Raw genomic sequence first — 11,839 nt, forward strand, 5'->3', positions numbered from 1 at the left:
TTTGCCTCCATCTGGAAGCAAAGCTGATGCACGCTTATAGTTTCTGTTCTACCTCGATTTCGGTGAAGGTTTCAATGATATCGCCCTCCACGATGTCGTTATAGTTGACAAGACTCAAGCCACATTCCATTCCCATCGGAACTTCCTTGACATCGTCCTTGTAACGTTTCAGCGCATTGATATCAGCCGTATGGATAACGATACCGTCACGAACAACGCGGGCTTTATCCTTGGCATGCACCTTACCCTCGGTGACCAAACCGCCGGCAATAGTTCCGACTTTGGAGATTTTGAACACCTGTTGCACCTCAATCTGGCCAGTAACGATTTCCTTTTTCACCTTATCCAGCATACCTACCATGGCACTCTTGATGTCGTCAATGGCATCGTAGATAATCGAATAGGTGTTGATTTCAACGCCTTCACGGTCGGCCAATCGGCGCGCATCAGAAGAAGGACGAACTTGAAAGCCTACAATGACAGCATCAGAAGCACTGGCCAACATGACATCGTTCTCGCTAATCTGGCCCACGGCCTTGCTGATGACGTTCACCTGTACCTTCTCCGTGGAGAGCTTAATGAACGAGTCACTCAAAGCCTCAATGGAACCGTCGGTATCACCCTTTACAATGATATTCAATTCATGGAACTCTCCGCGAGCAATGCGGTGTGAAATATCGCCAAGCGTAAGGCGCTTCTGTGTTCGCAAGCCTTGTTCACGCTGCAACTGTTCGCGCTTGTTGGCAATCTCGCGTGCCTCTTGTTCCGATTCCAACACATGGAATTGGTCACCTGCAGTAGGTGCCCCATTGAGACCAAGGATAATTGCCGGCTCTGAAGGCCCGGCTTGTTCGATACGTTGGTTGCGCTCGTTGAACATCGCTTTGATACGACCCCAACTTGTGCCTGCAATTACAACGTCGCCAATCTTCATCGTGCCATTACTTACAAGAACTGTGCTTACGTAACCGCGTCCCTTATCAAGTGAGGACTCAATAATCGTACCCGTAGCCTTCCGGTTTGGGTTGGCTTTGAGGTCAAGTAGTTCGGCTTCAAGCAACACCTTGTCCAACAAAGCATCTACACCAACACCTTTCTTTGCACTGATTTCTTGACATTGATACTTGCCGCCCCACTCTTCAACGAGCAAATTCATGTTGGCTAAGTCCTCACGTATCTTATCCGGATTGGCTCCGGGCTTGTCAATCTTGTTGATAGCGAACACCATGGGCACGCCGGCTGCCTGCGCATGAGCGATAGCTTCCTTGGTTGTAGGCATCACCGAGTCGTCAGCTGCAATGATAATGATGGCGATATCCGTCACCTGTGCACCACGAGCACGCATCGCTGTAAAGGCTTCATGGCCCGGAGTATCGAGGAAAGTGACCTTTTGTCCGTTCTTTAATGTGACACTATATGCGCCGATATGCTGTGTAATGCCGCCAGCCTCACCGGCAATGACGTTAGTATTGCGGATATGGTCGAGCAAGGAAGTCTTACCGTGGTCAACATGACCCATTACCGTAACGATAGGAGCCCGTGGAGCAAGATCATTCTCATCGTCTACTTCTTCACTGACAGCCTCTTGGACCTCAGCACTGACATATTCCGTCTTAAAGCCGAATTCATCGGCCACCATATTGATGGTTTCGGCATCAAGTCGCTGGTTGATGGACACCATGATGCCCACGCTCATCAATGTAGAGATGACCTGTGTCACACTGATATTCATCATCGTTGCCAACTCACTGACCGTCACAAACTCGGTCAACTTCAGTACCTTTGACTCGTTTTGTTCAGCACTCGCCTCTTGTTGCAGCTTTTCCTGAATGGCTTCGCGCTTTTCCTTGCGATACTTAGCCCCCTTCTTGTTCTGGCTTTTACTCGTCAATCGAGCGAGCGTTTCCTTCACCTGACGTGCCACAGCCTCGTCATCCACCTCCAACGGCTTTTGATTTCGCTTGTTGCGGTTCTTCTTATTCTTATTTTTCCCGGCGTTATTGCCACCGTTGTTGCCCTGATTCCCGGTATTCTGCTTGGCTTCTGCGTTGATGTCCACACGCTCTTTGTTGATGCGTGCACGCTTTTTGCGTTCGCCACCGTTCTGTGTGGCCGCCTTTTCCTCACGCTCCTTACGCTTTTCTTCCTTGGATTTCTTCTTCGGACGTGTACTTTGATTCAGCGTGTCGAGGTCTATCTTACCCAGCACATTCACTTTTGGCGTGTTGAGAATCTGCTGCTCGCTCTTCAGCGTAAAGATGCCTTCGTCGGCCTTTTCTACTGCAACTTCGGGTTCCTTCGGCTGTTCCGGCTCCTCAACCTGTTGCTTTTCAACCGGCTTTTCTGCCTTTAACTCCTCCTTAGGTGCTTCAGGTTCCGGCACTTTTACTTCCTTTTTGGGCTCCGGACTGACGGCAGCAGCCTTTGTTTCGGGAGCTTTTTCTTCAGGAGCAGCAGACTTTCGGGCCGAAGCCTTCTTGCCGACGCTGTCAAGGTCGATTTTTCCGACCTGTTTATAGACCTGTTGATTTGACGATTCCAGCAGACTTTCGGCACGATTCTCCTTCACTTCGGGTGCGCGCTTCTTCTCTTTTGGTTTCTTCTGAAAGAGCTTTTCCGCCTCACTGCGCACGGCAGCGTCCTGCTTGAAAGCCTCTACGAGTGCCTGATATTGGGCATCGTTGAGCTTGAAGCTCAGGTCGTCCTTCACCTCTCCCAGTTCACTTTTCTTTTGAAGGAAGTCAACTGCCGTTTGACGTCCTATGTTCAATTCGCGTAATGCTTTGTTTAATCTGATGCTCATGTATCTATCTTACTCCTTTTTCTTTATTAGGGTGTTTCTGTTTTCTGATGGTGTTGCCTTCCCACGTGCCTACTGTTCGAACTCGGCCCGCAGCACATTGAGCACATGGTCAACGGTTTCTTCCTCAAGATCGGCCTTCTCTACGAGCATTTCACGCGGTGCATTGAGCACTGCCTTGGCCGTATCCAGCCCGATACTCTTGATGGCATCGATCACCCATTGGTCGATTTCGTCGGAGAATTCGTCCAAATAGATGTCCTCATCGGCCTCACCTTCGGGCACTTCACGGAACACATCGATGGTGAACTCGGTCAACATTGAGGCCAACTTGATGTTCATTCCACCGCGACCGATGGCCAAACTGACTTCTTCGGGCTGCAAATAAACCTCGGCTTTGTGGTTCTCTTCGTCGATATTAATGCTGCTTACGTGGGCCGGACTCAATGCACGTTGAATGAAAAGTTTGATGTTTGAGGTGTAGTTCACCACGTCGATGTTCTCGTTACACAGCTCACGAACGATGCCATATACGCGACTTCCCTTCACTCCCACACATGCCCCAACGGGGTCAATGCGGTCATCGAAGCTCTCAACGGCAACCTTTGCACGCTCTCCCGGCATGCGGGCTATCTTGCGAATGGCTATAAGTCCGTCGCCAATCTCAGGCACTTCGGCCTCCAATAAACGCTCCAAGAACATGGAATTTGTGCGCGAAAGGATAATCTTGGGATTGTTGTTCTCATTGTCGACGCGCAAGATGACGGCACGAATCGTCTCACCTTTACGGTAAATGTCAGCCGGAATCTGCTCGCTTTTCGGCAGAATCAGCTCGTTATTTTCATCGTCTACGATGAGCACTTCACGCTTCCAAACCTGATAAACTTCGCCAGAAACGATCTGTCCCACGCGGTCCTTATACTTGTTATACAGCGTGTCATGCTCCAATTCCAACACCTTTGAGGCCAACGTTTGCCGCAAGTTCAGAATGGCACGACGCCCGAATTTGGCGAAATTCACCTGTTCCGAGACTTCTTCTCCCACCTCATAATCGGGCTCAATCTTTTGAGCTTCCTTCAGTGCTATCTGTTTGTTCTCGTCTTCAACCTCTCCGTCGGGCACGACCATGCGGTTCCGATAGATCTCAAAGTCGCCCTTGTCGGGGTTCACAATGACGTCGAAATTCTCGTCACTGCCGAATAGTTTGGCAAGCACATTGCGGAAACTCTCTTCCAAAACGCTCACCAACGTCGTGCGATCGATATTCTTTGTTTCCTTAAACTCACGGAAAGTGTCGATCATGCTGACCTGATTCTCATCAATCTTTTTTGCTGCCATAGCTTTATTTGAAACTTATTAAGTATTTAGTATATTTCACATTGTCCATCTTGAAAGCATGGTCAACGTCCATCAGTTGCGGACGTTTCTTGCCTTCTACCTTCACCTTCTCATTCACGGTGACCACAAAATCATTGCCATCAACGCTTTTCAGCACGCCTTGATACTTCTTTCCGTCGGCATCCATCACCTCGACTTCCTTGCCAACAAAGTTCATATACTGCTGAACCACCTTGAAAGGCTGACCCAATCCGGCTGAACCTACCTCCAATTCATAGTCTTCTTCGTCGCGACTGAGACGCTCTTCGATATACCTACTCAGCGCAACACAGTCTTCAATCCAAACGCCATCGGCGTGGTCGATCTCAACAACAATCTTGTCATCCGGGCTGATTTCGATGCCAACAAGGAAGTATTCCTTGTCCGACAGCCACTCGTCTACGAATTTCCTTACGACGTTTTTGTCAATCATACACGTTATATTAAACTAAAATGAGGAACTCTCTCGGAGCTCCTCATTCCACTGAACGCTGCAAAATTACGACTTTATTCTGTAGTATGCAAACTTTTCGCCGTTTTATTTCAATCGAGCAGCAATATACTTCCTATTCTTCAGCCCTTCAATCCGGACCATCGGGCATGCCGAAACGCTTTGGGTAAACGGAAACGCACAGGTCGTTCCTTCCTACTTCGGACATACAAACATCGGAAACAAGTGGTTCATACCGTATCAGCGCTGTAAGCTTTACACATTTTATGACCCTTTTAGGATTGCTCGAAACATTACATGAAATTCCTTTACAAGTAACCTCGCATAACTTGCGTATTCAAAACGAAAACAAACCATGACCGAAATACGCGCATTTTGAGCTGTTTTTACAACACATTGACAACCAAATAGTTGTGTAAACAAGCATGAAATGCCTGTCGTTTTTGCTACGAATACGAGGTAAAAACGATAAGGTTACAATGACAAATGGGCCGTTTCTTGATACAAAGTGAGTCGTTTAACCGTCCGAAATGACCCGATTAAGGCACAAAAATGGCCCATTTCATCGTGCAAAATGGGTAATATCATATGATGAAATGGCTGATATTGAATTGTAATATGGGTGAGATTGCATGTAGGGACGCACGGCTCGTGCGTCCATTCAAGTAGAATTGAAGGCATATATGAAGGATTGTTGGAGCAGACGTACGAGCTGTGCGTCCCTACATTCACGTGGACAATTCTCAGTTTTAATCCTATTGAAAACCAACAATTTACACCTTGCATTCGAAACTCACCCATTTTGCACGCTGAGATAAGCGGTTTCGCCTTCAAAAGTGGACGAAAAGAAGAAAAACAGCAATGGGATATGCGCGAAACGGAAGGATTTCTGCATTCTAATTTCTATTTTGTCGTTTCACGCGATGCTCTTTTTTAATGAATAAAATTTACAAAACAATCGTCTGCCCATGTCAGAATGCAAACCGACTTCTCCCACCCTGTGGCGCAATATTTGCGAAAAGGCATGAAAAAACGGGGGCAACTTCTTTGTTTTCTCACCCGATTGCACTAACTTTGCAGGACACAGGATATTAGATTTTAAGTTTATTAGATTATGGGAAAGAAAGCTTTATTGATGATTCTCGATGGATGGGGAATCGGAAAACATGGACGAGGCGACGTGATTTACAATACACCGACTCCTTTTTTGGACTATCTGAACGCGGTTTCTGCGCATTCTCAGCTGCTCACTTCGGGCGAAGACGTGGGTCTTCCGCATGGCCAGATGGGCAATTCTGAGGTAGGTCACCTCAATATCGGGGCCGGACGGATTGTCTATCAAGACTTGGTGAAAATCAACAAAGCCTGCGAAAGCGGTGCAATATTGAAGAACCCGGGCATCGTAGAAGCCTATTCTTACGCGCAAAAGACTGGTAAGAAGCTTCACTTGATGGGCCTTACTTCAACGGGAGGTGTGCACTCTTCGCTCGCTCATCTCTTCAAATTGATCGAGATCGGCAAGGAGTATGGCACCAAAACTTACGTGCATTGCTTCATGGACGGCCGTGATACCGACCCGAGGAGCGGTAAAGGTTTCATCGAAGAGGTGCAGGATTGTTGCGAAAAGAATGGTGCCCATGTCGCAAGTATCGTAGGGCGGTTCTACGCAATGGACCGCGATAAGCGTTGGAATCGCGTGAAAGAAGCCTACGATTTGCTGGTGAAAGGCGAGGGAAAACAGGCAGACGACATGGTGAAAGCCATGCAGGAGAGTTACGATGAGGGCGTGACCGACGAGTTCATCAAGCCTATCAACAACAGTAAGGTGGACGGAACGATCGGCGAGGGCGACGTCGTTATCTTCATCAACTACCGCAATGACCGCGCTAAAGAGTTGACACAAGTACTCACGCAACAGGATATGCCCGAGGAAGGTATGGCTACTGTGAAGGGCTTAATGTACTATTGTATGACGCCATACGACCCAAATTTCAAGGGCGTAAAGGTGCTTTTCCCGAAAGAAAACGTGAAGGATACGTTGGGAGAATACCTGTCGAGGCTCGGCAAGAAGCAGCTTCACACGGCCGAAACCGAGAAGTATGCCCACGTAACGTTCTTCTTTAACGGCGGACGTGAGGCTCCTTTCGAGGGCGAAGACCGCATTCTTGTGCCCTCACCTAAGGTGGCTACCTATGACTTAAAGCCCGAAATGAGTGCCTTTGAAGTGAAGGATAAGCTCATTGCTGCCATCAATAAGAACACGTATGACTTCATTGTTGTCAACTTTGCCAATGGAGATATGGTCGGTCACACGGGCGTTTACAATGCCATTGCCAAGGCCGTTTGGGCCATAGACCACTGTGTGAAGGAGGTCATCGAGGCTGCCAAGGCTAACGATTATGAGGCACTTATCATCGCTGATCACGGCAATGCGGACAATGCTATCAATGAAGATGGAACGCCAAACACGGCACATTCGCTCAATCCCGTGCCGTTTATCTATGTCACCGACAACAATTCTGCGACCGTGAAAAGCGGCCGTTTGGCCGATGTTGCGCCGTCTATCCTGCACATTATGGGCTTGGAACAGCCGTCGGACATGACAGGTGAATGCTTGATTTCAGATAATAAATAAGACAATGGTAAAGATTGAAGAGAGTTGGAACCAGCATCTTGGTGCGGAATTCGACAAGCCTTACTTTGCAAACCTTGCGAAAGCAGTTCGCGAAGAATACCGACGTGGCGCGTGTTATCCGCCGGGAAAGCTGGTTTTTAACGCCTTCAACCTCTGCCCTTTCGATGAAGTGAAGGTGGTAATCATCGGACAAGACCCCTATCATGAGCCCGGACAGGCCATGGGTTTGAGCTTTTCTGTGCCCGAAGGTGTGCCGATGCCGCCCTCACTTATCAATATATTTAAGGAGATAGAGGCCGACCTCGGTAAGCCGATGCCGCCGAATGGCGACCTGACACGGTGGGCCCAGCAAGGCGTTTTGCTCTTGAATGCCACGCTGACTGTGCGTGCACACGAGGCCAACAGCCATCAACAATTGGGCTGGACCACCTTTACTGATGCAGCTATCAAGGCCTTGAACGACCACAAGAACGGCCTTGTTTTCATGCTATGGGGCGGCTTTGCCCGCGGAAAAAAGTATCTGATAGATCGTAACCGCCATTTGGTTCTGGAGTCGGTACACCCGTCTCCGCTGTCAGCCAACCGTGGTGGGTGGTTCGGAAATCATCAGTTTTCGCAGTGTAATGCATATTTAAGGGAACGAGGAGAGCAGGAAATAGCTTGGTAAAAGCCTATCCCGGGGTCTCCAGATACCTCTCCATGGTCCTCCCCCAAGGGGAGGGAGTGTGGGATAGTGGGCTATGTTGTCGTATTCCGCACGAAGCGTGCGGAATATTCTAAATGTAATAAGCCCCCAAAGCAACAAAAAACATTATGAAAAAAGAGGATTTGCACATCATACAGATAGGCAGCGTGCTGGTCTCTCCCGATGTGATTACCGAGAAATTCTGCTGCGACCTCGACAAATGCAAGGGAGCTTGCTGCGTAGAAGGCGATGCCGGGGCTCCTATTACGCTGGAGGAAATCAACGAAATCGAAGAGGCTTTGGATGCTGTTTGGGCCGATATGAGTGCCTCGGCACAGGCCGTTGTCGACAAACAAGGCGTGGCTTATGCCGATATAGAGGGCGATTTGGTGACGAGCATCGTGGGCAGTAAGGACTGTGTCTTCACATGTTACGAGGACGGATGCTGCCTTTGTGCGCTTGAACGCGCCCATCGCGCAGGCAAGACACGCTTTGTGAAGCCCGCTTCCTGCGCGCTTTATCCTATTCGCGCCAAGGAATTTGGCCACGGACTTGTGGGCATCAACTATCACAAATGGGCTATTTGCAAGGACGCAGTCACAAAAGGTGAGGCCCTCAACCTGCCTGTTTACAAGTTCTTGAAAGGCCCTCTTGTCCGCCGTTTCGGCGAAGATTGGTATGCAGAATTGTGCGAAGCGGCCAAGGAAATAGAGGAAATGATTGACAAATAAAAGCCTCTAAAAACTCCCCCGCCCCCTCGAAAGGAGGGGAGCCAAAGGAAGCTGCATCTCATTTAAGGCTCCATGACTATAGTTATGCGCACAATTAAAATCTAATCATAGGGAAATCATGCCGCTGTGTGCCTGTGATATGTCAGCTTTCTTAGAAAGCTATGTCAATACCGGCATCGACAGTGGTATAATCTTTGCGCATGGGAACGATGGGAGATGTATCATAAATGATGCGATAAGTACCGCGAATGCCTATCTTTGGCGTGATATGGTAAGTCAAATCTACTGCACCACCGAACCGGGCACACTTGGAATAGCTGTCAGGTTTAGCCTGATGGATAGCCGTAGTGGTCAGTTCCCAATGTTCTCCGATTGAATGTCTGAAACTAAGTGACAGGTGACTCTTCACACTGCGGCTGTAAGCGTGGGCGCTGATGCCTACGGGTGGGTCGGGATATTCCCATTTTTCGAATTCATAGAACACGCCTATGGCTGCGAACATGAGACAATGTGCTGAGTTCACCAGCCGATAACGTGATTGCAACCCTGAAGATACCTTGAAAGTCATACCGCGACTGCCTGCCCATTGCGACTCAACATAAGGGTAAACCTCGAAAGCATGATGAAGCAGGTAGCGATATTCGGCATGCACATAGCCTCCGCTCACCGTGATTTTCTTGCCATAAGTAGAGAATTCGAGCTTGTTGATGAGGTTTACCACGCGGTTTCGGTTGATCAACAGGTTGAGATTAGCCGTATTTTTAAGGGTGAGCACATTCTCTTTCTCTGTTTTGAAATCGACAACCGGCTGTAGTGAGCCTTGTATGGTCTTTGTACTGTCGATAGCCATCGTCATGTTTTCCGAGAAAAGCATCTGGGCTTGTGTCGGAAGCGCGATAATGAGCCCTACAAACAGGTAGAAAAGTCTGCTGCCATGGCTGTTCTTGCGGGCATGAAGTCCAGCCCCTTTTTTCTGAATCATCTTTTTATTCATGTTATCATTCGTCTTTTTCTGTTTTGGGTTGCAAAGGTAAGGATAATATTTCAAACAGATGGGACCGTAAGTCTGTTTTTTACGTCTTCCTATATTGTGACGGCGACATGCCGACATGCTCCTTGAAATACTTTCCCATAAAGCTTTGGTTGGAGAAATGCAGCTCGTTGGCAATCTCTTTGATGCTCTTTGCGGTGTTCTTCAGCATCACCCGCATTTCAAGCGTCACGTAATAGTCAATCCAAGCATTGGGGGTTCGGCGGCTGATGGCCTTCACTGACTCCGAAAGATACTTCGCTGTGATGTTCAATTGCGCTGCATACCAGCCCACACGCCGTTCATGTCGGAAGTTACGTTCAACGAGTTCGATGTAGTCGAAGAATATCTTTTCACTGCGAGAGTGCTTGTGTTTCTCGCTGTTTTGAATGCGATAGATGGCGTTACTGATGTCATAAATGAGCGTTTGAAGCAGAGATTTCACCGTTTCTACACGGAAATGGTGGTCGCTATTATCGACTTTTTGCTTCAACAAATGGAAGTAATTGCTGAGCATTTCGACCTCTTCTGGTCGGAGTTCGCATACAGGATGGTTCTTTGAAAACAAGAAAAGAGACGACAATTCGTGTATGCCTGAGATGCTTTCCCTAAAGAAACGGTCGGACAACATGAGTCCTATTCCGTTGCAATCTTCGCTTAAATCGTAGTCATCCGTAACTTGTCCGGGACTGATAATGATGATATCTTTGGGGCGAACCACATGTTGTATGGTGTCAACAGTGTAGCGAGCCGTACCCGAAGTGCACAGCGCCAGCAGCAGACATCCCATTCTTCTGGGCTCCTCGGGCAGTGGAAGTGCGGCCAAAGCGTCCAATAAAAGGAGGTCATTCTCTATGTGGCTGCCCTTGTGAAGCTGTAGGGCTGAGGCCACGGTTATCTCTTTCATATCCGTCATAGCACTCGTCTTTGTTTGCAAAAGTAATAAAAATAGGAATATCTTCGGTCGTTTTCGGCAAAAAGAAGCGGGATTATTGCCAACCGAAGTGCAAGTATGAGCACGTCTCGATGCCCTCGATACGCTCGATACGACTACTTCTAAACGGACCGTCACCCGTGGCCCAAACCTGCCGGAACAGTCCTCTTGTGAACTTCCGGTAGGCCTGTTCGTCCGTTTCTCCGCGGCATTGATAGCGCAGACCGTTGATGTTCAGCCACGAGTCCCTATGAGCATTGCGCAGCGTCGCCCTCACATAGCCGTAGAAACCCGTCTGAAATTCATAGCAAACCGTGTCGCCTTCCACGACACGATAGGCCGGAATAAGAACCTTTGCGACGCGTTCGGCGGGATAACACACCTCGCGGTAGTCCGTTTTCCGCGTGCAATCGGGAGGCCGACAAGCAGCCCCTTGCCAGCAAGCAGGGGCAAAATCGGAGCCGTTCCACCCTCTTTGAGAGGCATCGGGCGCACGGAATACCTCGCCACCCACGCTGTCAAGGCTGATATACGCCTTGCGACAAAGCCAGTTCTCATCTGCCGTGAAACTGAAGAAACGGTCGTCGTGTCCCCTTCCAAAATAGGAAACGGCTACCTGTCGCGGCTGAATATGCGGATAAGACGGGCCATACCACAGGGCAATCGTATTGCTGTCGGGGCTCAAAAAGCGCGTCACATCGAAACGAAGGCATATCGGCTGGTCGTCTTTTTCCTGCGGTCTGAACGGCATACGACTGTCGGTCGACACATTATAGCCATTCACATAAAGATCGAAAAAGCCTGTGGTCGTGACCTCGATTGCGGCAAAACGCGGTCTTCCCGCGCAGAGATAGGTGTGCCGAAACCATAGTTCCGAGGTGGAATCCGGCTCGGCACAGCCTATCCATCGGGGCAGAAAGCCTTGCGAATGCAGGGCCGTTGCCTGTAAGAAGAACACAAAACCGAAAAGCCATTTAACCATAACAAGGAACAAAAATAAATATGTAACGAGACCGTCACATTGGTTTTTGCACTCAGAGGGGGCTCTTTTTTCAATTACATCCCCCTCTCTTTTCAATTACATCCCCCTCTTTTTTGAATTACATCCCCCTCTCGCGTCTGTGAGACCCGGGTCTCACACTCATGACCTCCCTATCTCTTTTCATTCAGAGGCGGATATTTAAAATCAAAGGAGG

The 11,839-nt window shown here is 48.7% G+C and carries 9 protein-coding genes; 3 read left to right on the plus strand and 6 right to left on the minus strand.

Annotated elements, in window-relative coordinates; translation table 11 throughout:
• Positions 1 to 34 precede the first annotated feature (34 nt).
• The 3 genes from infB to rimP all read right to left on the minus strand — a co-directional run bounded on the left by infB (position 35) and on the right by rimP (position 4,610).
• The gene (infB, locus tag H164_RS0105470) at positions 35 to 2,803 is read right to left on the minus strand and encodes a translation initiation factor IF-2 (protein ID WP_026356250.1); all 2,769 of its coding nucleotides are present in this window, start codon (positions 2,801 to 2,803) and stop codon (positions 35 to 37) included.
• Between the two features lie 69 nt (positions 2,804 to 2,872).
• A complete protein-coding gene (gene nusA, locus H164_RS0105475) occupies positions 2,873 to 4,138 on the minus strand; it encodes a transcription termination factor NusA (protein ID WP_019967686.1) in 1,266 nt (421 codons plus the stop codon).
• Positions 4,139 to 4,142: 4 nt separating this feature from the next.
• Entirely contained in the window at positions 4,143 to 4,610 is a 468-nt protein-coding gene (gene rimP, locus H164_RS0105480; protein ID WP_019967687.1) for a ribosome assembly cofactor RimP, read from the minus strand.
• Between the two features lie 1,132 nt (positions 4,611 to 5,742).
• On the opposite strand from rimP, the gene gpmI reads away from it, so the two are divergent.
• The 3 genes from gpmI to H164_RS0105500 all read left to right on the plus strand — a co-directional run bounded on the left by gpmI (position 5,743) and on the right by H164_RS0105500 (position 8,679).
• Positions 5,743 to 7,263, plus strand: a complete 1,521-nt coding sequence (gene gpmI / locus H164_RS0105490) for a 2,3-bisphosphoglycerate-independent phosphoglycerate mutase (RefSeq protein ID WP_019967689.1) — start codon at positions 5,743 to 5,745, stop codon at positions 7,261 to 7,263.
• 4 nt (positions 7,264 to 7,267) lie between these two features.
• Positions 7,268 to 7,930 (plus strand): uracil-DNA glycosylase, encoded by a 663-nt coding sequence (gene ung, locus H164_RS0105495; protein ID WP_019967690.1) that lies wholly within the window; start codon positions 7,268 to 7,270, stop codon positions 7,928 to 7,930.
• Positions 7,931 to 8,076: 146 nt separating this feature from the next.
• Complete coding sequence (locus H164_RS0105500) at positions 8,077 to 8,679, plus strand: DUF3109 family protein (RefSeq protein ID WP_019967691.1); 603 nt, start codon at positions 8,077 to 8,079, stop codon at positions 8,677 to 8,679.
• 151 nt (positions 8,680 to 8,830) lie between these two features.
• Here H164_RS0105500 and H164_RS0105505 read toward each other — a convergent pair whose 3' ends face one another.
• The 3 genes from H164_RS0105505 to H164_RS0105515 all read right to left on the minus strand — a co-directional run bounded on the left by H164_RS0105505 (position 8,831) and on the right by H164_RS0105515 (position 11,625).
• Positions 8,831 to 9,661 carry a DUF481 domain-containing protein gene (locus tag H164_RS0105505; RefSeq protein ID WP_025829646.1) on the minus strand — a complete coding sequence of 277 codons (831 nt, stop codon included), beginning with the start codon at positions 9,659 to 9,661 and terminating at the stop codon, positions 8,831 to 8,833.
• Positions 9,662 to 9,752: 91 nt separating this feature from the next.
• The gene (locus H164_RS0105510) at positions 9,753 to 10,625 is read right to left on the minus strand and encodes an AraC family transcriptional regulator (RefSeq protein WP_008564447.1); all 873 of its coding nucleotides are present in this window, start codon (positions 10,623 to 10,625) and stop codon (positions 9,753 to 9,755) included.
• A 73-nt stretch (positions 10,626 to 10,698) separates the two neighbouring features.
• Positions 10,699 to 11,625 (minus strand): alpha-L-rhamnosidase, encoded by a 927-nt coding sequence (locus H164_RS0105515; RefSeq protein ID WP_019967693.1) that lies wholly within the window; start codon positions 11,623 to 11,625, stop codon positions 10,699 to 10,701.
• Between the last annotated feature and the right edge of the window lie 214 nt (positions 11,626 to 11,839).

The sequence above is a fragment of the Segatella maculosa DSM 19339 = JCM 15638 genome (assembly GCF_000382385.1).
In the GTDB taxonomy this organism is placed as follows: Bacteria; Bacteroidota; Bacteroidia; order Bacteroidales; family Bacteroidaceae; genus Prevotella; species Prevotella maculosa.

Excerpts from the sequence above, each read along its gene's own strand:
- infB (WP_026356250.1), bottom strand. The coding sequence starts at position 2,803 with ATGAGCATCAGATTAAACAAAGCATTACGCGAATTGAACATAGGACGT.
- nusA (WP_019967686.1), bottom strand. The coding sequence starts at position 4,138 with ATGGCAGCAAAAAAGATTGATGAGAATCAGGTCAGCATGATCGACACT.
- rimP (WP_019967687.1), bottom strand. The coding sequence starts at position 4,610 with ATGATTGACAAAAACGTCGTAAGGAAATTCGTAGACGAGTGGCTGTCG.
- gpmI (WP_019967689.1), top strand. The coding sequence starts at position 5,743 with ATGGGAAAGAAAGCTTTATTGATGATTCTCGATGGATGGGGAATCGGA.
- ung (WP_019967690.1), top strand. The coding sequence starts at position 7,268 with ATGGTAAAGATTGAAGAGAGTTGGAACCAGCATCTTGGTGCGGAATTC.
- H164_RS0105500 (WP_019967691.1), top strand. The coding sequence starts at position 8,077 with ATGAAAAAAGAGGATTTGCACATCATACAGATAGGCAGCGTGCTGGTC.
- H164_RS0105505 (WP_025829646.1), bottom strand. The coding sequence starts at position 9,661 with ATGATTCAGAAAAAAGGGGCTGGACTTCATGCCCGCAAGAACAGCCAT.
- H164_RS0105510 (WP_008564447.1), bottom strand. The coding sequence starts at position 10,625 with ATGACGGATATGAAAGAGATAACCGTGGCCTCAGCCCTACAGCTTCAC.
- H164_RS0105515 (WP_019967693.1), bottom strand. The coding sequence starts at position 11,625 with ATGGTTAAATGGCTTTTCGGTTTTGTGTTCTTCTTACAGGCAACGGCC.